Source organism: Cytobacillus firmus, from assembly GCF_023612095.1.
In the GTDB taxonomy this organism is placed as follows: domain Bacteria; phylum Bacillota; class Bacilli; order Bacillales; family Cytobacillaceae; genus Cytobacillus.
This window is the reverse complement of the sequence record NZ_CP086235.1, coordinates 1588082-1608331: the sequence shown is the minus strand read 5'-3', so window position 1 is coordinate 1608331 and position 20250 is coordinate 1588082. Positions and strand designations below refer to the sequence as shown.

Sequence of the window (20250 nt, the reverse complement as noted above, 5' to 3'; positions counted from 1 at the left end):
GAAAAGCAGCAACCTTTCCAAGTTATTTTTCGTACTGTGCAATATCCCTCTCAATTTCTTTAAGCTCTTCAATTGGGAAATTATCTTTTAAAGCAGCCGTAATACCTTCATAATATTCGTTATTCTGTTCAATCAGCGAATTGAGCAGCCGCTCAAATTCATTCATCAGCTGGCTGCTGTAATGGAATTTCAGCCTGCTGCTTTCAGCCTGCAAATAGCGGTCTGCAGGATCCTGCAGATTCTTCTCCAGTTCATCCGCTAATTGCTTGCGCTCATTCTTTTCAAAGAATGTTTTTGGATTTTTAAAGTAGGACAAAGCTTTTTTAAATTGGTTCGGGTCTTCATTGGAAAATGCTGATTCAAATTCAATACTGTCCATTTTTAACGGCTCATATATGCTAAAAGACAAATCACTGTTTACACTTGAGGCTTTTTTCGAAATAGTCTCCTGCTGCTGAGCGATCAATTTGGATAAATAGGATTCAAGCCTTAATGTTGTTGCACGGAGCTCCTGGGCAAAATCAAATCCAAAGCTTGCAAGGAATTCATCCAGTGCCAGCTTAAGCATTTTCTTTAAATTCCTGCCATCATCTTTCAGAACTGATGGATTGAAGGCCTCCTTAACAAAGTCATAGAAACGAAGAAATACTCTCTGCTTGATGTAAAAGACGAGCTCATCTGTTTCCTGTTCAAGCCTTTGGGAAAGCAGTTCAGGTTTTTGTCCGCTGATAATCGCAGAAATATCCTTATGTTCTTTCTCAAGCTGTTTGAGCTTTTCGAGCCTGACTTCTTTATTTTCCTGTGAGGAATAAATATAAGACCTCAGCTGGGATAATAGGCGCCTCCACTCTGTTTCTGCTGATGAAATGGAAATATTCAGCAGATCCTGATTAATAAAGGAGTAAAAGCTTTTTTCAAATGAACTGATATTGGATACTTCCTCTTTGCTGCTATCCAGCTTCTCTGCCAGAGCTTGAAGGCTTGAAATGCCAGACAGATTCGGACGGCGGATTCCGTATTGCACCAGCTGTTCTTCAACGTACTGGAGCACCGAATCTTTTTCCTCCTCATTATTGGCAAGGTCAATGGCATTGACAAGAAAGAACATCTTATCAAGGGAGAAGGTATCCTTAACCCTTCCCAGCTGGATAAGGAACTCTCTATCCGCTTTTGAGAAGGCATGATTATAATAAGTGACAAAAAGGATAGCATCCGAGTTTTTAATATATTCAAATGCAACCCCGGTATGCCTCGCATTAATCGAATCAGCGCCGGGTGTGTCAACCAGGGTAATTCCCTGCCTTGTCAGTTCACAGTCAAAGTAAACTTCAATCGTTTCCACAAAGCATGATTTTTCTTCATTGGCAACATAATCCCCAAACTCATCCAGGTCAGCTTTAATGATTTTCCCCAGCTTATCTGTAAAGAATTTGTACCCTTTCATAAAGGCATTAAGAAATGCAAAGTGTGTCTTTTCACTCGCATCAAAATCCTGGTTTTCCCCAGTGATCTTCTTAATAGCGGCGGCAGCTTCATCGAAGTTTCCTGCTGAATAATCAAACACCTTCAAGGAATGATTGATATCATTTAAAAGAGTATGTGAATCTTTAACTTTAACAAGGACGGTTCCATGTTTATTTTCATCTGTGACAGGCTTAATCTTGTTGATAGCAGCCGTCGTCGGATTCGGTGAAACCGGAAGAAGCTTATTCCCTATCAAAGCGTTGGCAAAGGAAGACTTCCCTGCACTAAATGCACCAAAAAGGGCAACTGTGAATTCCTTGCTTTCAAGCCTTGATGCTTTATCTGCCAAATCAGCTGCAAGCTTTCTGAAGCCCGGCAGCTCCTTTACTGCATTAGCAGTATATCGAAGCTTTTCAATAACAGGCTGTACGTCAACTGCAGAAACCGCTTCCTTTTCAGGCTCTTCGTCAGGTAACTGCTCAGATTTCCGGGTTGCCTGTTCTTTCTCAGCATTATCTTCATTCAGGAAAACAACTTCAGCTTCATCAACTTCTTCTGCTGCAAGCATCTGGGCTTTTTCCTGAAACTCATGAGTATTGAATTCACCAGTCAAATAGACTTTCATTCCCGCTGATGCGCTACTAATTTTTTCATTGATAGCCTTGAGCGCATATAGTGCTTCAGCATAAGCATTAAGGGTGCGAATTTCATTGACCAGCGCAGTTTGTTCCTGGCTGTTATTTTCTTCAAGTGCTTCTAGAAGTGCATTCGTTAAAGAAACTGCGTTCTTTTTGGCAATTCTCTTTAGGGCCTCTGCTGTGTCGTTTGTATACTGCAAAACATAGTCACCAGAAACCATTGCTCCGGATTTTACCGTTTCAACTAAAACAGCCGGTTCAAAGGAGAGCTTGAAGCTCTGAACTTGTGCAAGCTTTTCAGAATCATGGATATTATGCTTCTTGAACTGCTGTAAAAACAGCTCCTTTATTTGCCACTCCAGCTGAGATTTAACTTTTTCTGATAAATCCTCGTAGAAGCGGTCAAGCCTCAATGACCTTTCCTGCTCCGTTTTCTGTTTGCTGAAAAATAGGCCAATCTTAAATGAAGGCTGGCACGATTCCAGATATGATTCAGCCAGTTCCCTCGTTTGGAAAGGCATTAAATAGGCATTTTTCAAAATCTCATCTAATTTATCGGTTACCTCTATATCAGCTTCATGCAAGGAAGAATTCAGCTCATTTAACTGCTTCTCCAGTTCTTCCAGTCTTTCGGGAAGCTGCTCCCTGTCATCCTGTTCAAGGTCTGCCAATTTTTCTTCCCAGTCAGCTTTTTCAGCTGCATGAGAGTCTCTTAAAAACTCAAGATGATCCTCTGTTAACTTCTTCAAAGAATTAAAAACAGACTGAGGCAAAAGTTCTTCACGATCAGCGATGCTGCTGTTAATAAAACTCTGAAGATCCTTAAAATCGTTTGCCTGATGGTTCTCGTCTTTTAACGTGGTGTAAAAAATCCGGGCAGGCTTTACTCCCCAGGATGCAAATGAATCCTTAACACTTTTTTTGAATTGCTCAAAGCTGAGTTCTTCATCGCGATGTTTATCAATTTGATTGATAACAAGATAAACGTCTTTTCCAGCAGCCGTCAGTTCTTTAGTAAAAAGAAAATTTAATTCCGACTGGACATGGTTGTAATCCATTACATAAAAAATGAGATCAGCCAAATGAAGAGCAGATTCAGTAGCAATCCTATGCGCATCATCAGTGGAATCGATTCCGGGTGTATCCATAATCACTGCCTTCTTTGGCAAGCTGGTGGCGGAATGGCTTATTTCAATGGAATGGATAGAATCGCCATCTTTGCAATAGGATTTTACCTGTCCGTAATCATATGGAGCAGGATAAAGCCTTGGCTTTCCTTCCTTAAAAATTACTTTTGCATAATCTTCCTCACCTGATTTGACTTTGACCAGGTTGGCACTGGTTGGAATTGGTGAGGAAGGAAGAAGATCTTCGCCTGCCAGCCTGTTGATCATGCTCGATTTTCCGGCAGAAAAATGCCCGCAAAAAGCGATGGCAAATTCCTGGTTCCTTAGCTTAATCACGAGATCTTTAGCTCTTTGGGCTGTCTCGGCATCTCCATTTCTCTGGGCAAATGTATATATAGCAGATATTCTGTTTATTAATTCAGTTTGCTGCAATCCTGGTTGCGAAATCGTTTCGGCCATTTCCATTAATCCCCTTGTAACTTTAATTTACTTCCTATTTTAAATGATTTTTGTTTATTTTCCTATACAGGATGGATTAATCTTTGATATTTCTAATTTTTCTCAGCAAATCAGTTTCTGCTGTTATTCTATGTTCTATTTTCAAATTACTGCTTATAAATTGTTTGTCTTTCAATTTGGCCCGTTGATTTCCGCTGCAGGCACTCGCTTTCCGTGGGGCGGGCGCTGAGCCTCCTCAACGCTACGCGTCTCCGGGGTCTCACCTGTCCCGCTGCTCCCACCGGAGTCTCGCACCTTCCGCTCCAATCAACTCAGTGCATTAATGTATTTAACTTCTAAAAACTTAATTAAATAGACGATATGAAAACAAAAACCAGGCATTGATAGCCTGGTTTCAATAAGTAATTATTATCTTGTATGTGGTCTAGCTACGTTATTTAAAACATGTTTCATAACAAGTGAGTAGGCAGCAACTGTGCCGGCAACGAATAGAATTGTCATATGTAGCAGCACCTTCCTGTTGGAATGATATTGAGAATAATTTTCAAACTCAATTAGAAGTTTATCACGAACGATAATCATTTTCAATAGGGAATTTAAAATTGTCAAACTTTTTTAATATCTTTATTAAGGTCAGGCCGTAACCGTAAAAAGGCTTCTTCGAATTCTGTCAATTCCTTCAGCGCTTTTTCCTCTTCTGGTATTCTGACCGATAACACCATTATGTTTAACAGAGTGAAAACAGCAGCCGTTATATATGACTGAAACATTAAAGGAATCACGAGAAATTCAGCAGCTACAATGGCATAGTTGGGATGCTTTATAAACCGGTATGGCCCTCTTCTGACTACCTTAGCTCCCGGCAGGACAATGATTTTTGTATTCCAGTATTTGCCCAAGGAAAACAGCGCCCATACCCTTCCCGCCTGGGTAAGGAAGAACAGAATCAGCAATATGGGCCAAAAAGGCGACAGATTCTTTTCAAAGATGGTTACTTCAAGCAAATAGCAGACAAAAAAGGAAGCGTGAACAGCAACGATCCATGGATAGTGCCTCTGGCCAAATTCTAATGCTCCACGCTCTTTCATCCACTTTTCATTACTCCGGGCTACAGCAAGCTCTGCAGTCCTCTGTAAAATGATGAAGGTTATAAAAATTAAGAACAGCATGTATTCACTCCCATTCCAGCAGCAGCAATTCCGAACTGAATCCCGGCCCGAGTGCAGTTGCAAGCCCGGTGTCTCCCTTTCTGCCGATCTCCATAAACCTTTTGAGTACGTATAGAATAGTTGCAGATGACATATTACCGAACTCCCTTAATACATCAAGTGAAATCTCTGTCATACCAGGGTCAAATTGCAGCGCTTTCTGATAAGCATCAATGACTTTTTTTCCTCCGGGATGAGCAATAAAATGGTTTATCTCTTCCATTTCTATGCCTTTTCCCCTTAGAAATTCCGTTACATTGGGCTTCAGCCATCCCTCTATTATGGATGGGATGTCCTTTGAAAAAACCACAAATAGACCCTCATTCTTAACTTCCCAGCCCATTACATCCAGAGAATTTCGCTTGGTTGTCGATTGGGTTCCCCGAATTCCCGGAATGGATGGCAGCTTTTGAAAATCCCTTTGTACCTTATCACCTGTTATAAGAGCACATGCTGCACCGTCAGCAAAGAGAGAGGTCCCGATAAGATTGCTTTTTGACCGGTCATTGCGCTGAAAGGTCAAACTGCATAATTCTATACTTAATACAAGCACCTTCGCTTCAGGGAATGCCAGACAATATTCATAGGCTCTTGAAAGCCCTGAAGCACCTCCTGCACATCCCAGCCCCCATATCGGAATTCGTTTCGTATGCTCAGAAAATGGAAGCTTATTCATGATTCTTGCTTCAATACTTGGAGTGGCAATCCCTGAACTTGAGATAGTAAAGATGGCGTCTATCTCATCGCACTGAAGACTTCTGGTCAGGAAAAGATCATTTTCCAGGCAGTGCTTTATGGCCCTTGTTCCCAGTTCAATAGATTGCTCAATATATGCATTGTTTCGTTCTTCAAATGATTTATCTGTTTTAAACCATTCCAGTCCCTTTGCAAAGTGCCGCTTCTCAATCTGGCCGTTGTGGAAAGCTTTTAATAGCCTTTCAATATCCTTAAAGGAATCGGAAAATAAATCTCTGGCAAAATCCATTACCTGATCCTGTGTCAGAACATGTTCAGGTATTGCCTCCGCTACTGATACAATTGCTGGCATAAGCAACTCTCCTTCTATTGCTTTCTGTTAATTTTTCCAAATAAAAGCAATTTATGTTTCAAAGTTGGATAAAGAGCAAAAAAAAGCTCCCCCGTTTGGAGGAAGCAATGTGTTTTGAAGGAGTTGTTGTGCATCTTTATTATAAATGAATCATTAAATGAATAGCATTACTAAATCTTTTCCAATTACTATTTAGTCCCTCATCTAACCATGAAATGCGGCCGGCGATTAAGCAGTTATTCTGATGCATCCAATCCATTAAGATTTTTATGATGCTTTTGAACTTCTATATATATTTTTTTTGTCACCTGGATACCGCAGGCAGCACAAACTTCTTCTTCATTATATAAAAGCCGGCAGTTATCACAATAATATTTCTCCATCACATTACACTCTCTTTCTTGCGAGAAACATCGCTTCGGAAATGTAAAAATACCGATAGAATATTATATTGATTTCCAATATTATTGTGATTGCCTCAAACGAGAATTATAAAGCCTTCTGCTCCGTAAGAGAAGGACGCTGAACTGCTTTTTTTCCTTTAACTACATTGAATACGATATTTAAAAGAATGGCCGTCACACTGCCTGCCACTATCCCATTATCCGTCAGGATCCGCACACTCGAAGGCATTTGTGCGAATAGTTCAGGAACAGCTGTTACACCCAGTCCCATCCCGACAGAGCAGGCGATGATCAATAAATTTTCCTGGGAGGAGAATTCCACTTTGCTGAGCATTTTTATTCCATAGGCGACTACCATGCCGAACATGGCAACCATTGCGCCTCCTAATACTGGAGTGGGAATAATCGTGGTCAATGCACCAATTTTCGGAACCAGACCCAACAGTACAAGGAATGCCCCTGCTGTATATATGACATTTTTCGTTTTTACGCCTGACAGCTGAAGAAGTCCGACGTTTTGGGAATAGGTTGTATAAGGAAATGCATTAAAGACAGCACCAAGGATAATGGCAAGCCCTTCGGCACGATAACCATTTGACAGATCTTTTTGTTCCAGTTTTTCTTCACAGATATCTCCCAGAGCAAAGTATACGCCTGTAGATTCAACTAAACTGACCATTGCTACTAGAATCATAGTCAGGATGGCTGTCACCTCAAATGTCGGCATGCCAAAATAGAAAGGGGATGGCATATGTAACCAGGAAGCGTCACCAACAGCTGTGAAGTCGACCATGCCCATAAAATAGGATGCTATGGTTCCTGCAGCCAATCCCAGTAAAATGGCAATCGACCGGATAAAGCCATTAAAGAAACGGAAGAGAATAATGATGAACAGCAAAGTTCCAAAAGCCAATGCTATGTTTGTCATCGAACCAAAGTCAGGGCTTCCCTGCCCGCCGGCCATATTATTCATAGCAACAGGAATAAGCGTAATCCCGATTATTGTAACCACCGACCCTGTCACAACAGGCGGGAAAAATTTCACCAGTTTTCCAAAATACTTTGAAACAGCAACCACAAAAATACCGGAAACGAGTATAGACCCATAGATTGCTGGTATTCCATACTGACCGCCAATCGCAATCATTGGTCCAACAGCCGTAAATGTGCAGCCAAGCACGACCGGAAGGCCAATCCCGAAAAATTTACTGCGCCATACTTGAAGCAGTGTTGCAATTCCGCACATAAAAATATCAATTGAAACCAGATAGGTAAGTTGTTCACCTGTTAATCCCAGTGCCCCTCCTACAATCAGCGGTACAATGACCGCGCCTGCATACATAGCAAGGACATGCTGAATTCCGAGCGAAGCAATTTTTATTGGATTCTGATTCATCGCAACATTTCCTCCACATTCTCTGATGTTTTTTCAAAGCTGATGATGCCATTTTCAAGAGAGTTAATAATAGCTAAAGATTCGACCCGGAATCCCCTCTCTCTCAGCTGCTGTCCGCCTTTTTGAAAGCCTTTTTCAATAACAATTCCTATCCCTTCAACTGCTGATCCAGCTTTTTCCGCTATATCCGCAAGACCTAATGCAGCCTGTCCATTCGCTAGAAAATCATCAATGATCAGTAGATTATCCTCTTTTGAAAGAAATTTCTTTGAGACAGAGATTTCACTTGTTTCTTCTTTAGTAAAAGAATAGACAGAAGCTGTAATCAGGTCATTTACCAGAGTGAGAGATTTTCTTTTTCTCGCAAATACAACCGGGACATTCAGATGAAGTCCCGCCATTACAGCTGGTGCAATCCCTGAAGATTCAATTGTCAATATTTTTGTAATCCCGCAGTTTGAGAATCTATCTGCAAATACTCTTCCGACTTCTTGCATAAGCTGAGGATCTATTTGGTGATTCAGAAATGAATCCACCTTTAAGACTGTAGGTGATAAAACAATCCCTTCGCTTTTTATTTTTTCAATAAGCATATCCATTTTGCATCCTCCTCTGTGATAGAAAGCCTTCAGGACCATAAAAAAAGCCTGAGGCCCATCGCATTCACAACATAAAAATGAGTGAAGCAATGGCCTTCAGGCTGGGAGTTTAGCTGCAGGCAAACAGGGATGACAAAAAAACGTCCTGGTCATTGCTCACTCATAGTCGGATTATTTACGGTAACCCGGTAGAAACTTGCGAGCCATATCCTCGCGATTATATGAGTGAATGTTATTAATTTATTAACATTATAACATCATTTCCTCATACTTCAACAAAAACCTACAAGTAAATACGAACCAAAAGGATTTTTTATGTATAATCGTTCGTAAATTAAAGGGTTTTTCATCTTCAGTATGATTTTTTTCTATAATTAGTACCTCTTTTGAAGCCAAATGTAAACTTTCACATTTATTTCACAATTTACACATAAGTTTTGTGATTTAAATCACTTAAATATCAACTTTTCACCATTATCATAGTGTTTAAGTTACGAATGAACAATTTGTGAACTCACTAAAAGCATCTAGAATCTTCCTAAATGTTTTGTATTATGAAAGTGTAATCATTTACTTTTTCCAATTTTCGAAAGGAGTGAAGGAAAATGGCGAAAACGGAACTCAGCCGCAAAACGAAAACTGAAATAGAGGATAGCTCTTCCTTAAAGGGAACGTTAGCTTCCGTTTTCTTATTGGGATTCTTCCTGATTATTACATGGGTAGGCGTTTATCTATTATTTATCAGCCGCTTTTAAAGTTAGAAAGGGGAAAAAGCCATGCATATGCATAAGTTTGAAAAAGCCTGGCTCGGTTTCGGAATCGGATCACTGCTTGTTTTTCTAACAGTACTGGGAGTCAGCGCATTTTACCTGGGCAATCAGCCTCCGAGCTGTTTGGCAACTATTGACCCTGAAAAGGTCGATACTACCGTTCCATTTAATGAGCCTGGATTGAAAAAGGTAGAAGGAAAAGATTGGGATTACGAATTGGTATACGTAGCATCTGCGTTTTCCTACAGCCCAGCTGAAGTGGAGGTTCCATATGGCGCTAAAGTGAAAATTATCGCTACAACCAAAGACGTTGTCCACGGTTTTGAGGTTGCGGGATCAAATATCAACATGATGCTTGAACCCGGCTATATCAGTGAGCATGTTACAACATTTGATAAAACAGGCGAATACTTAATTGTATGTAATGAATATTGCGGTGTTGGTCACCACATGATGTCGTCTAAAATTAAGGTGGTGGAATAATGTTTAATCCTTCAGCAAAATTAAAAGTTGACCCTCGGGACGGTAAATTGGCAATGGCTCACTTTTTCGTTGCCTTTACTGCTTTAGCAATAGGAGGCCTTGCCGGTTTATTGCAGACTTTGGTCCGATCCGGTAAATTTGAGCTTCCTGCAGGCATCGGCTATTACCAAATACTCACGGTTCACGGTGTTGTGCTCGGACTTGTACTTACTACCTTTTTTATAATGGGCTTCCAGTTAGCAGCAACAAGCAAAACTTCAGGAGCACTTACAAATAAACAGCGTATCGCCGGCTGGATCGGTTTTTGGCTGATGACAGCGGGAACTGTTCTTGCAGCTGTTATGATTCTGCTGAATGAAGCTACAGTTCTTTATACTTTCTATGCTCCTCTTCAGGCACATGCATTGTACTATATCGGTTTAACACTTGTTATAGTGGGAAGCTGGATTGACGGGGCAGCAATCATTATGAAGTATGCAGAATGGCGAAGGAAAAATCCTGGTCAGCCGAGTCCGTTATTAACTTTTATGTCTCTGGTCAATACAATGATGTGGATTGTCGCAACAATCGGTGTAGCATCTACCGTACTTTTCCAGCTGCTTCCATGGTCTTTAGGATTTGTGGAAACCGTAAATATCGGTGTCAGCCGTACTCTATTCTGGTATTTCGGACACCCGCTTGTTTACTTCTGGCTATTGCCGGCTTATATGGCCTGGTATGTTGTCATTCCAAAGGTCATCGGCGGAAAAATTTTCTCTGATTCATTGGCGCGTTTGTCATTTATATTATTCCTGCTGTTCTCAATCCCTGTCGGATTTCACCATCAATTAATGGAGCCGGGAATTGACCCTGCATGGAAATTCCTTCAGGTTATCCTGACATTCCTGGTGGTCATTCCATCTTTAATGACTGCATTTTCATTATTTGCTACTTTCGAAAGCTTTGGCCGCTCAAAAGGGGCTACAGGGTTATTCGGCTGGGTTAAGAAGCTTCCTTGGGGAGATGCGCGATTTGTCGTTCCTTTCATTGGGATGGTAGCCTTTATCCCTGCGGGTGCAGGCGGGATCGTCAACGCCTCCCACCAGATGAACCAGGTAGTTCATAACACGATTTGGGTAACCGGCCACTTTCACTTAACAGTGGCAACATCAGTAATGCTTACATTCTTTGGGATTTCTTATTGGCTTATTCCTCATCTGACCGGAAGAACATTAACCAAAGCGATGAATAAATTAGGGATCATCCAGGCGGTTATCTGGTCCATCGGAATGACATTCATGTCCGGTGCCATGCATGCTGTCGGTTTGCTTGGAGCACCGCGCCGTTCATCATATTCTGAATATGGCGGAGCAGCACAAGCAGCAGAATGGATTCCATACCAGATTGCACAGGCAATTGGCGGATCAATTCTTTTCATTGGCATTATTTTAATGATCTATATCTTTATCAACCTTGCATTCTTCGCACCGAAGGGCGAGCAGGAGTTCCCTGTCGGAGAAGCTGCTGATGAAGCTGAAAAAGCTCCGATGGTATTTGAAAACTGGAAGCTGTGGCTCGGAATTACCGTTGTTCTTATTCTATTTGCCTACACCATTCCATTTATCGATTTGATTCAAAATGCACCTCCAGGGGCTAAGGGATATAAGCTTTGGTAAAAAAACACTCCGTTCCAGTTGGATCGGAGTGTTTTAGTGTCCTGGCCTGCTGGTGTCAGCCGCCATTCCCACATTTTTCCTTCTTACAGGCAAATTAACAATAATAACCGAACTGAGTATCAGCAAAGCACCTGCAATCTGGACTGCACCAAGATTTTCCCCGTAAAGTGTCACTCCTAAAAGCATGGCCACGACTGGTTCGACTGTAGCGATCACAGCTGCCTTGCTTCCATCTGTTTTTTCCAGTCCCCATGTGTAAACAAAATAGGCAAGAACCGTAGGCACAAACCCTAAACCCATACTAAGAAACAAAACTTCAGCGTTGAAAAAAACTGAAGCTTTTGTCCATAGCTTTGTAACGGGGATCAGAAATACCGAAGCAATCAGGAATGTATAAAGCGTAACTGTAAAGGGATGATACTTTCTTAACGCAAATTTCCCGAAAATTGTATAAAGTGCATAGCCAAACCCGGCACCTAATCCCGTTGAAATTCCAAGAAGAGTTATATCACTGCTGCCTGCTGATAATCCGGCTACTAAAATGCAGCCCACAATGGTGCCTGCCACAGCTGCAATCTTTCTCAAATTTAGCCCTTCCTTTAAAAACAGGTAGGATAATACAGTCACAAATGCCGGAGCTGTATAAAGCAGAACGACTGCCAATGAAATGCTGATCTGGTTCATCGCTGTGAAATAACAATAATTAAAAAAGACAATGCTCAGTATCCCGGTTCCAATAAAAAACCTAATGTCAGAGGCAGATTCCAGTTTAAAACAGTTCCGGAAACGCATGATCCCGATCAGAACGAGAAAGATGGCCGCAAAAAAAACTCTTACAGTCACGATTTCCATAGCTGAAAAACCATATTCCCCGAGCCCTTTAACAAATACAGCAATAATACCCCATAGACTTGCACCTAGCGCAATCATTAGAAAAGGAAGTAATTTCTTCATTTTGTCTCTCCATGAAGTAAGAGGATGGCTGAGACCACCCTCTTACAAAAATTATGATTAAACAATTAATTCAGCTGATACACCTTACCGTACTTATCATACAGATAATCAATTAAATGCTGGGCATTCAGGCCTTCCCCGGTGACTTCGTTTAAGATTTCAAGCGGCTTTTTCATTTTGCCGAATTGGTGCACATTCTTAGTAAACCACTCTTTGATTGGCATTAAATTGCCTTCTTCAAGTAATTCATCATAGTTTGGCAAGTCCTTTAACATGCTGTTTTTCAGCTGTGCTGCATACATGTAACCCAAAGCGTATGAAGGGAAATAACCAAAGCTTCCCCCTGCCCAGTGAACATCCTGCAGAACGCCTTCTCCATTATTATCAGGCTTTACTCCGAGGTATTGTTCATATTTTTCATTCCAGATTGCTGGAAGGTCTTTAACTTCAATTTCATCGTTAAACAAGCCTTTTTCAATTTCATAACGGATAATGATATGAAGCGGATATGTTAATTCGTCTGCTTCAATACGGATTAATGAAGGCTTTGATTCATTAATTGCACGATAAAAAGCATCTATTGACACATCATCAAATTGACCGCTTGCATATTCTTTAAGAAGGTCATAATTCTTTTTCCAGAAAGAACGATGTCTTCCGACAAAGTTTTCATAAAATAATGACTGTGATTCATGAATTCCCATTGATGTTCCAGAGCACAGCGGAGTTCCAACCAGGTCAGAAGAAATATTTTGCTCATATAGAGCATGCCCGCCTTCATGAATCGTGCCAAATACAGCTGTCCGGAAATCAGCTTCATCATATTTGGTGGTCACTCGGACATCACCAGGATTTAAACCTGTTGCAAATGGATGCACAGTTTCATCGAGACGGCCTGCTTTAAAGTTATAGCCCATTTGATCAAGAACTTTAAGGCTGAAATCCCGCTGTTTATCCTTGGCAAAGTGTTCAAATAAAAAGCTGGTGTCCGGTTTATTCTGTGATTCAGAGATTTGCTGAACAAGCGGAACAATTTTTTTCCTCAGCTGCCCGAACACCTGATCAAGCGTTTCTACGGTGACACCAGGTTCATACATATCCAGCAGAGTATTATATTTATTTCCTTCATATCCCCAATAAGAAATGAATCTTTTATTCATTTCAACAAGCTTTTCCAAATAAGGCTGGAACATTTCAAAATCTGAACTTTCCTTTGCATCCTCCCAAATACTTTCAGCCTTGGATTGCAGGATGACATATTCGGTATATTCCTCCGCAGGAATTTTCTTATTCCGGTCATAATCCTTTTTGCATTCTTCCAGTGTTTTCACAGTTACTTCAGAAAGATTTTCCCGGCCGGAGAGTTTCGCTATGTATGCTGCCATTTCCTCAGAAGTGGACATTCTGAAAACTTCTGAAGAAATCATTCCAATCACTTCGGAGCGCTGTTCCATTCCCTGCTTGGGTGCGCCTGTCCTCATATCCCAATACATCAGCCCGATCGCTTCATTATAGGCCGTCATTTTTTTGACATAATCAAGGAATTGCTGTTCTGTCTTTTTTAGTGATTCTGCCACAATTTTTCCCCCTTTGTATCAATTACAGTTTCATTTTATCATATTTTTCTGAAAAGGCAGTCTCTATAATCTTTTTCTTGTTCTTTGCCCTTTGGCTGTTTTTCTTTTTCACCTGGCTCCCAAAGAGTTATAATAGTGGAAAGTGAACTAACCGGAAAGTGAGATAGCATGAAATATTTGATTTACTTTATCGTTATTGCAGCATTTATTGATACATTTTCTCAGCTTCCTATAATGAGCACCTTTGCCATGACATATCATCCATCACCCGCCTTTGCGGGAATGATTGTTGGGATGTATTCCTTCTCGAATATGATAGGCAATATTTTAGCTGGCTATTGGATAGATAGAAGCGGAGCAAAAAGAGTTCTTGTGTCCGGTCTATCATTAACCGGAATCATTTTAGTCCTGTATACCTTTACTGATTCACCCCTCCAATTAATCTCAGTAAGATTTCTGCACGGGTTATTTGGCGGCTTCCTGGTCCCTGCGGCTTTTACAATCATTTCAAACCTTGGAACTTCAGACAAACAAGGCAGAAAAATGGCTGTATCAGGCGCAGCTGTCGGCTGTTCAGCCATTATAGGACCCGCTTTTGGGGCAGTCATTGCTTCCAATTACAGCATAAATTGGGTCTTTTTAACTATAGCAGCAACAATGATCAGCAGCGCAGTCCTTGCCTTTGTGTTTTTGCCGGCAGGGACTCTGAAAAATGTAAAAAAGAGAGCTCCCATGAGAAAATGCTTCCTTTGCTTAAGAATCCTATGCTCGCAGCAAGTTATTTAGGAGCCTTTTCTCTTATGTTTGCTCAAGGGACACTTGCCTATCTTCTTCCTCTTCAGGTAGAAGCGCTGCAAATTGATGCGATGTACAGCGGAATATTATTAAGCACATTCGGAATAACTGCAATTCTTATTTTTCTGCTGCCCATTAATAAAATATTTGATAAATATAAGCATCACAATAGCATGCTTTCTGGAATGGTGATCATAGGAATTGCATTAATCCTGCTAAGTTCAGCATCCTCTCTTGGGTTCATGTTTCTATGCATGGTTCTTTACGGCACCGGATTTGCTCTTCTATTCCCGTCCATTAATGCCCTTATAGCCAATCATACAACTGAAAAAACAAGAGGAAAGGCGTTCGGCCTCTTCTATGCCTTTTTTTCTTTAGGTGTGGTAGCCGGTTCCACCATATTAGGTTTCTTGAGAGTAACATTTAACATAGGTTTTTTAATCGCCGCAGCCATTTTGCTGTTAACAGTATGCGGCATGTCGATATACTTTAAAAAGAGAATCCCCAAATTATTAAAAAACGGGAGTGACTGAAAATGAAAGAATTAGTTGGCAGCTGCACTGTTTGCGGGAAAGACCTTTACTGTCTTGATGGATTCTTCAACGGAGTCCATAATGAAAAAAATGAAACCATCTGTTTTGAATGTATGGAGAAACAGGAAGAATCCGCAGATTAAGCAACTGCGGATTTCAGTTTGTCGACAAAAGGGCTTCGGAATGCTCTCATTCCGAAGTCCTTTTGTGATTTTCACTCATTTTCCTCTATATACAGATCTTCCTCTGGCCTCCTTCTAGACCATCACCTCAAGCAATTGATATTCCTATTGTATCAAGACTTAGAGAACATGCGATACAAAATTCAGAAAGCCTGTTGATTGGAGTGGAAGGCGCGAAGACTCCCGCGGGAGTGCTGGACAGGTGAGACCCCGCAGGCGCGAACGCGCCGAGGAGGCTCAGCGCCGGCCCGCAGGAAAGCGAAGCGCCTGGAACGGAAATCAACAGCCTCGATTACACGCTAAATAAAAAAACTGCAGACAAGCTCGTTTTTCATCGAGTTTGTCTACAGTCTGGAATCCGCAGATTAAGCATCCGCGGATTTTTTTGTCCCATTTGATTTGTGCATTTTAAAAAATGTTCTTTGCAATATGATATATGTCACTTATTTGAAAAGCTCATGCTGTTAAACTTAAAGTAATTAATAACGATTCTCACTGGCAGGTGATTTTCAGTTAACGAAGGAGAGATCAGAATGGAAAACAAAGTTATTGAACTTGATGTAAGAGAGGACTTAAAAAATAAATTGGAGCCATTTCAAAAAATCATGTCGGCGATAGCTGAACTTGATATCGATGATGTTTTTATCCTTCATGCTCCGTTTAAACCCGTCCCTCTCTTTGGAGTATTGAAAGCTAAAGGGTTTGAATATAAAGCTGAAGAAATTGAAAAGAAGCATTGGAAAGTGATCTTTACTAAGAGAGGTGCTTCAAAATGAAACTTGATAACCGGGGACTGGAACCGCCTCAGCCGATGATGAGAACTCTGGCAGCTCTTGAAGATCTGCCAGAGGGAGAAACCTTATCCATTATAAATGACAGGAGGCCCATGTTTCTTTATGAACAGCTGGACGAAATGGGCTGCAGGCATGTAACTGCCGAACAGGAAGACGGAAGCTTTTTAATAGAAATAACAAAATAAGCAGGTGATCGCGTTGCTGGCCAATACAAAAAATGAGACCAATATCAAACTTCCCTTTTCATTTATTCTTTTCAGCTTGCTCTGCTTAATAGGATCTATGGCGCTCATTCTTTTTCAAGGGGAATCCATAATTAACAGTCAATTTCGTATACCCGCCATTTGGTCAGCTGCTCATTTGTTTATATTAGGCTGGGCGCTGATGACAGCAATGGGAGCCATGTATCAGCTCGTTCCGGTGGCTTTTCTTACCCCTATATGGAATGAAAGATTTGGATTTATACAATTTACTGTAACTGCCTTTGGAATATTATATTTTGCGCATAGTTTATTTTATAATCCGGCGGGTGCAATGCTGCCCGGGCTCATTACTTTAACAGGCATCTTAATGTTTCTGCTGCAAATGTTTATGACTTTAAGGCAGCAGGCAAAGCCCAATGTACTGACTCTTTTCGTAGGAACTGCATTGATTAGCCTGTTATCTGCAATTATACTCGGAATCCTTATGGTCTTCAGCATGAAAACCGGATTTATTTCCAGCCATTATCAGGCAGTCTTTAAAAGCCACATACTGCTCGGAACTGCAGGCTGGTTTACACTTCTGATTTTTGGATTTTCCTATAAAATGGTTCCCATGTTTTCCTTGTCCCATGGCTACAGCATGAAGCCTGCCAAATATGTGTTTATGGTGTATGCTGCAGGGCTGGCAGCGGCAGTTATATCTTTTTTCACCGGGAATAATTCGCTTTTAACCATTGCATTAATGATCCTGGCGGGCGGATTTGCATTCTTCACCTGGCACATGCTGCAAATCCTGCAGAAAAGAGTAAAGAAAAAGCTTGATTATTCATTCCGATTTGCACTTCTCGCCATACCTGCAGGACTGGCAATCCACCTTGGAGCTTTCATAAGCTCTCTAATCGGGAGTTTTCAAAATAAGGTTGGGTATCTCGTATTTGCTTATCTCATGCTTTGGGTAGCTTTGAGTATTCTCGGTTATCTATTTAAAATCGTGCCATTCTTGTGGTGGACCTGGAAATACAGCAAAGAGATCGGCAAACGGAGTGTGCCTTCTCTCAAAGATATGATGAAAGACAAGGCATCCATTCCGGTTCTTTCCGCATTCATTCTTGGTATCCTTGGTGTGACAGTCTCCATTGCATATGAACAGCCCGCCCTGTTCCTATCCGGCCAGATTTTAACTGTTGGTGCAAGCATTGTTTTCTGTTATTTGATTATTACTGTTATAAAACAATAGGGGGAATTAACATGAATCGAAAAGAAATAGTCCTCAGTAATCTAAAAAGAGTTATGGATCCTGAATTGAATATAAACGTGGTTGATTTGGGTCTTATTTATGATATTAATATTCCAGAGGATGACAAGGCGGTTATTACCATGACTTTGACAACACCTGGATGCCCGTTGCATGACAGCATAGTCAGTGGAGTTAGATATTGCATTGAAGAACTTGAGCTGTTTTCAGATGTAGAGGTTAACCTTGTCTGGGAGCCTGCCTGGACTCCTGCTCGTATGACACCCGAAGCAAATCAGCTGTTGAGAGGTTAAAAGGAAGGCAGTGCCCGCTTGGGCACTGCCTTAGTTCAGCTTGTTACGGGCTCTGCAGGCAGAACCTTTTTTATCATTTCGCGGACTTCAGGATTTTCATTTTTATTCATCAGAATATGAACGGTCCCTTTGTCTTCATGTGTTCTAATTAATCTTCCAATCCCCTGCCTTAACCGCAGGATCATATATGGAAGATCAACCTCTTTGAAAGGATCAGCCGAACCTTCCCTTTTGGCCGTAAAGACCGGATCGTGCGGAGGGAATGGGAGGCCATAAATAAGCACATTCTCCAGGGATCTGCCCGGTATATCAAGACCTTCCCATAAATGAACAGAGCAGAGTACTGAATGCTCATCATTTTGGAAATTTGATACGAGGCTGCTTATCTCTGCATCCCCTTCAAAAAAGACCGGCTCACTTATTTTCCCAGAAACAAATGCTTTGAATTCTGCCAGCTCAGAAGAATTGTTGAATAATACTAAAGCCCGCCCTTCTGTTGCTTTAACTTGTTCGAGAATGTAGTCCATTTTCGAAGTTCCTGATCCCTCTGAAAATTCCGGCATGCGAATGACCATATTTTCTTCATAGTCAAACGGGGAATCTACGGTAAAGGATAGATAATCGTCTACTCCCAGGCTTGTTGCCATATAATCAAAGGACTTATTCTCAGACAGTGTTGCCGAGGAAAAAACATACGGTTTCTTCTGGGAAAATACTTCTTCCCGCATAATATCTTCGACCATTCTAGGCATAATAACCAGAGTTCTTTCCCCATTATTCTCTTCAAACCAGGTGATTCCTTTTAATTCCTTGAGGAACAATGAAAGCGAGTATGAGATTTGCTCAAGATATTCTTCAACAATTTTTAAATCATATTCATTAATGACATACATTTCGCTTTCAAAAACTAATTCTTCCTCAAGTGTATTGATCAAGTCCTGCAGTTTACGTCCTTCTCTCATAACATCTGCAGTTTTTTCAATCGCTTTCTTGTCAGAACCAGTATCACCCGAAGCAGACATGGACAGTGTTAAAAAGAAATGCTCATTCTGGTAAATAGCATCTTCAATAATATTTAACGTTTTTTCACGTACATCATTCGCCATAAGCCTTGTTAAGATGGACTCCAGAATCTGCTCGGAAAAACGATATGTCAGAGCCTTTTGGGATGCATATTCCAGCAGATGTCCTTCATCAAAAACCACACAAGAGCTCTCAGGAAGCAAAGGCAGCTGTCCTTCCCGTTTTCTCGATTCCTTGGTCCAAATATGTTCCATGTAAAAATCATGTGAGCAAATGATCAAGTCTTTTGCGCTGCGGTAATATTCCCTATGAAGAGTTTGACCGCAGCGGTGACGCTTCTCACAAGTGAAACAGTCCTGGATTGAATCCCAAGAGACATTGGTCCAATGCTCATCCGGCAATTCAGGGTAATCTTTCCGGTCACCATATCTTTCAAACTTTTGCATGGATGAGCCTGTTTGAACAAAGTCCGGAAGATCATCAAAAATGTGATTATAGTGATCATGAACATCATTTGCTACGAGCTTGTCCAGCTTGTTTAGGCATAGATACTGATCGCGTGACTTTGCCAGTCTGACATCAATATTTAAGCCTAAAGCTTTTTCCAACTTGGCAATATCACCTTCTTTTTTCACAAGCTGCTCGATTAAAGTTTCATCCGCACAGGCGATAATAGCAGGTTTATTTATGTACCTTGCATAACTGATTGCATATAAAAGGTAAACAATCGTTTTCCCAGTCCCTACACCTGCCTCAGCAAATATAACACTTTTGTCTTTAAAAGCTTTTTCCAGCTGAAAGGCCATAAATATTTGCTCATCCCGAATTTCAAATCCTGCTTCAGGCAATATATCGTAAAAAACATCTCCGATCCACTCACTTAGCTTTTCATAAAAAGATTCGCTCTTGGATACGGCAAAAGGCATCCGGTTCGACATGCTACCCCTCCGTAATTAAAAAGTTAAAGCGCCTATTAGCCAGACGCTCCTGAATTCAGCTCTATCATTATTTCATATATTAGATGTTAATAATCAAATGAACATCATATAATTTTATCTCAAATACAGTAACTGTCAAGATATAACGCCAAACCTGCAAATTTATCAAAAAAACAGGGGTGCTTTAAAGCTGCCCCCTGCTCATTAGAAACGACTAGTTGTAACGTGACATAGAAAATGACAATGCCTGCTGAAGTTCGTCCTGTGCGTTTTTAAGACTCTCCAGTGCCTCTGCTGATGGATCACCGTCTCCGTGTATTGCTTCAAGTGTTCCATTCAGCGCCTGGGAAATTTTATGGAAATCGATGCTGGAATGTTTCATTGCCACCCCTCCTTAGAAAAGAGCAAGCGCCTTGCCCACCCCCGACAATCCCCTCGAGGGGGTAGGCGCT

20 protein-coding genes and 1 riboswitch are annotated in these 20250 nt (G+C 41.1%); of the genes, 10 read left to right on the top strand and 10 right to left on the bottom strand.

Annotation, left to right across the window (positions count from 1 at the left end):
• Positions 1 to 22 precede the first annotated feature (22 nt).
• The 6 genes from LLY41_RS08150 to LLY41_RS08125 form a co-directional block, all read right to left on the bottom strand.
• On the bottom strand, positions 23 to 3688 hold the full coding sequence (locus LLY41_RS08150) for a dynamin family protein (protein ID WP_304587431.1): 3666 nt from the start codon (positions 3686 to 3688) through the stop codon (positions 23 to 25).
• Positions 3689 to 4293: 605 nt separating this feature from the next.
• Positions 4294 to 4857 (bottom strand): isoprenylcysteine carboxyl methyltransferase family protein, encoded by a 564-nt coding sequence (locus LLY41_RS08145; RefSeq protein WP_304587430.1) that lies wholly within the window; start codon positions 4855 to 4857, stop codon positions 4294 to 4296.
• Positions 4858 to 4861: 4 nt separating this feature from the next.
• A complete protein-coding gene (locus tag LLY41_RS08140) occupies positions 4862 to 5944 on the bottom strand; it encodes a type III polyketide synthase (RefSeq protein ID WP_304587429.1) in 1083 nt (360 codons plus the stop codon).
• Between the two features lie 236 nt (positions 5945 to 6180).
• Complete coding sequence (locus LLY41_RS08135; protein WP_179289027.1) at positions 6181 to 6330, bottom strand: hypothetical protein; 150 nt, start codon at positions 6328 to 6330, stop codon at positions 6181 to 6183.
• A gap of 103 nt (positions 6331 to 6433) precedes the next feature.
• A complete protein-coding gene (locus tag LLY41_RS08130; protein WP_095244627.1) occupies positions 6434 to 7744 on the bottom strand; it encodes a nucleobase:cation symporter-2 family protein in 1311 nt (436 codons plus the stop codon).
• The gene (locus LLY41_RS08125; RefSeq protein ID WP_095244628.1) at positions 7741 to 8343 is read right to left on the bottom strand and encodes a xanthine phosphoribosyltransferase; all 603 of its coding nucleotides are present in this window, start codon (positions 8341 to 8343) and stop codon (positions 7741 to 7743) included. The genes LLY41_RS08130 and LLY41_RS08125 overlap by 4 nt, the downstream gene beginning before the upstream one ends.
• 143 nt (positions 8344 to 8486) lie before the next feature.
• A riboswitch (purine riboswitch) is annotated at positions 8487 to 8588 on the bottom strand.
• Between the two features lie 360 nt (positions 8589 to 8948).
• Here LLY41_RS08125 and LLY41_RS08120 point away from each other — a divergent pair.
• The 3 genes from LLY41_RS08120 to LLY41_RS08110 are packed head-to-tail and all read left to right on the top strand — an operon-like array spanning position 8949 to position 11251.
• Positions 8949 to 9098, top strand: a complete 150-nt coding sequence (locus tag LLY41_RS08120) for a hypothetical protein (protein WP_035333553.1) — start codon at positions 8949 to 8951, stop codon at positions 9096 to 9098.
• 21 nt (positions 9099 to 9119) lie between these two features.
• A complete protein-coding gene (locus LLY41_RS08115; RefSeq protein ID WP_095244629.1) occupies positions 9120 to 9596 on the top strand; it encodes a cytochrome c oxidase subunit II in 477 nt (158 codons plus the stop codon).
• Positions 9596 to 11251 (top strand): b(o/a)3-type cytochrome-c oxidase subunit 1, encoded by a 1656-nt coding sequence (locus LLY41_RS08110; RefSeq protein WP_095244630.1) that lies wholly within the window; start codon positions 9596 to 9598, stop codon positions 11249 to 11251. Before LLY41_RS08115 ends, LLY41_RS08110 begins: the two co-directional genes overlap by 1 nt.
• A gap of 33 nt (positions 11252 to 11284) precedes the next feature.
• Here the strand turns inward: LLY41_RS08110 and LLY41_RS08105 are convergent, their stop codons facing one another.
• Both LLY41_RS08105 and LLY41_RS08100 read right to left on the bottom strand, forming a co-directional pair.
• Positions 11285 to 12205 (bottom strand): DMT family transporter, encoded by a 921-nt coding sequence (locus LLY41_RS08105; protein ID WP_304587425.1) that lies wholly within the window; start codon positions 12203 to 12205, stop codon positions 11285 to 11287.
• 65 nt (positions 12206 to 12270) lie between these two features.
• Entirely contained in the window at positions 12271 to 13782 is a 1512-nt protein-coding gene (locus LLY41_RS08100) for a carboxypeptidase M32 (RefSeq protein WP_304587423.1), read from the bottom strand.
• 168 nt (positions 13783 to 13950) lie between these two features.
• On the opposite strand from LLY41_RS08100, the gene LLY41_RS22435 reads away from it, so the two are divergent.
• The 7 genes from LLY41_RS22435 (at position 13951) to LLY41_RS08070 (ending at position 17837) form a co-directional block, all read left to right on the top strand.
• Positions 13951 to 14568, top strand: a complete 618-nt coding sequence (locus LLY41_RS22435; RefSeq protein ID WP_370460258.1) for an MFS transporter — start codon at positions 13951 to 13953, stop codon at positions 14566 to 14568.
• Positions 14523 to 15110, top strand: a complete 588-nt coding sequence (locus LLY41_RS22430) for an MFS transporter (RefSeq protein WP_370460257.1) — start codon at positions 14523 to 14525, stop codon at positions 15108 to 15110. Before LLY41_RS22435 ends, LLY41_RS22430 begins: the two co-directional genes overlap by 46 nt.
• A gap of 2 nt (positions 15111 to 15112) precedes the next feature.
• A complete protein-coding gene (locus LLY41_RS08090) occupies positions 15113 to 15253 on the top strand; it encodes a hypothetical protein (protein WP_251169493.1) in 141 nt (46 codons plus the stop codon).
• A gap of 572 nt (positions 15254 to 15825) precedes the next feature.
• A complete protein-coding gene (locus LLY41_RS08085; protein WP_251169492.1) occupies positions 15826 to 16068 on the top strand; it encodes a DUF2249 domain-containing protein in 243 nt (80 codons plus the stop codon).
• On the top strand, positions 16065 to 16271 hold the full coding sequence (locus tag LLY41_RS08080; RefSeq protein WP_076260609.1) for a DUF2249 domain-containing protein: 207 nt from the start codon (positions 16065 to 16067) through the stop codon (positions 16269 to 16271). The genes LLY41_RS08085 and LLY41_RS08080 overlap by 4 nt, the downstream gene beginning before the upstream one ends.
• Before the next feature lie 13 nt (positions 16272 to 16284).
• On the top strand, positions 16285 to 17526 hold the full coding sequence (locus tag LLY41_RS08075; protein ID WP_251169491.1) for a hypothetical protein: 1242 nt from the start codon (positions 16285 to 16287) through the stop codon (positions 17524 to 17526).
• Between the two features lie 11 nt (positions 17527 to 17537).
• Positions 17538 to 17837, top strand: coding sequence for a metal-sulfur cluster assembly factor (locus LLY41_RS08070; RefSeq protein WP_251169490.1), 300 nt, complete (start codon positions 17538 to 17540; stop codon positions 17835 to 17837).
• 35 nt (positions 17838 to 17872) lie between these two features.
• Here the strand turns inward: LLY41_RS08070 and LLY41_RS08065 are convergent, their stop codons facing one another.
• Positions 17873 to 19798 carry an ATP-dependent DNA helicase gene (locus LLY41_RS08065; protein ID WP_304587420.1) on the bottom strand — a complete coding sequence of 642 codons (1926 nt, stop codon included), beginning with the start codon at positions 19796 to 19798 and terminating at the stop codon, positions 17873 to 17875.
• Positions 19799 to 20012: 214 nt separating this feature from the next.
• Complete coding sequence (locus LLY41_RS08060; protein WP_179289030.1) at positions 20013 to 20180, bottom strand: hypothetical protein; 168 nt, start codon at positions 20178 to 20180, stop codon at positions 20013 to 20015.
• Between the last annotated feature and the right edge of the window lie 70 nt (positions 20181 to 20250).

Bases quoted from the DNA above. Each gene is read 5' to 3' on its own strand.
- LLY41_RS08105 (WP_304587425.1), bottom strand. From the start codon at position 12,205: ATGAAGAAATTACTTCCTTTTCTAATGATTGCGCTAGGTGCAAGTCTA.
- LLY41_RS08110 (WP_095244630.1), top strand. From the start codon at position 9,596: ATGTTTAATCCTTCAGCAAAATTAAAAGTTGACCCTCGGGACGGTAAA.
- LLY41_RS08120 (WP_035333553.1), top strand. From the start codon at position 8,949: ATGGCGAAAACGGAACTCAGCCGCAAAACGAAAACTGAAATAGAGGAT.
- LLY41_RS08150 (WP_304587431.1), bottom strand. From the start codon at position 3,688: ATGGCCGAAACGATTTCGCAACCAGGATTGCAGCAAACTGAATTAATA.
- LLY41_RS22435 (WP_370460258.1), top strand. From the start codon at position 13,951: ATGAAATATTTGATTTACTTTATCGTTATTGCAGCATTTATTGATACA.
- LLY41_RS08115 (WP_095244629.1), top strand. From the start codon at position 9,120: ATGCATATGCATAAGTTTGAAAAAGCCTGGCTCGGTTTCGGAATCGGA.
- LLY41_RS08140 (WP_304587429.1), bottom strand. From the start codon at position 5,944: ATGCCAGCAATTGTATCAGTAGCGGAGGCAATACCTGAACATGTTCTG.
- LLY41_RS22430 (WP_370460257.1), top strand. From the start codon at position 14,523: ATGCTTCCTTTGCTTAAGAATCCTATGCTCGCAGCAAGTTATTTAGGA.
- LLY41_RS08080 (WP_076260609.1), top strand. From the start codon at position 16,065: ATGAAACTTGATAACCGGGGACTGGAACCGCCTCAGCCGATGATGAGA.
- LLY41_RS08090 (WP_251169493.1), top strand. From the start codon at position 15,113: ATGAAAGAATTAGTTGGCAGCTGCACTGTTTGCGGGAAAGACCTTTAC.
- LLY41_RS08085 (WP_251169492.1), top strand. From the start codon at position 15,826: ATGGAAAACAAAGTTATTGAACTTGATGTAAGAGAGGACTTAAAAAAT.
- LLY41_RS08065 (WP_304587420.1), bottom strand. From the start codon at position 19,798: ATGTCGAACCGGATGCCTTTTGCCGTATCCAAGAGCGAATCTTTTTAT.
- LLY41_RS08145 (WP_304587430.1), bottom strand. From the start codon at position 4,857: ATGCTGTTCTTAATTTTTATAACCTTCATCATTTTACAGAGGACTGCA.
- LLY41_RS08125 (WP_095244628.1), bottom strand. From the start codon at position 8,343: ATGGATATGCTTATTGAAAAAATAAAAAGCGAAGGGATTGTTTTATCA.
- LLY41_RS08060 (WP_179289030.1), bottom strand. From the start codon at position 20,180: ATGAAACATTCCAGCATCGATTTCCATAAAATTTCCCAGGCGCTGAAT.
- LLY41_RS08070 (WP_251169490.1), top strand. From the start codon at position 17,538: ATGAATCGAAAAGAAATAGTCCTCAGTAATCTAAAAAGAGTTATGGAT.
- LLY41_RS08130 (WP_095244627.1), bottom strand. From the start codon at position 7,744: ATGAATCAGAATCCAATAAAAATTGCTTCGCTCGGAATTCAGCATGTC.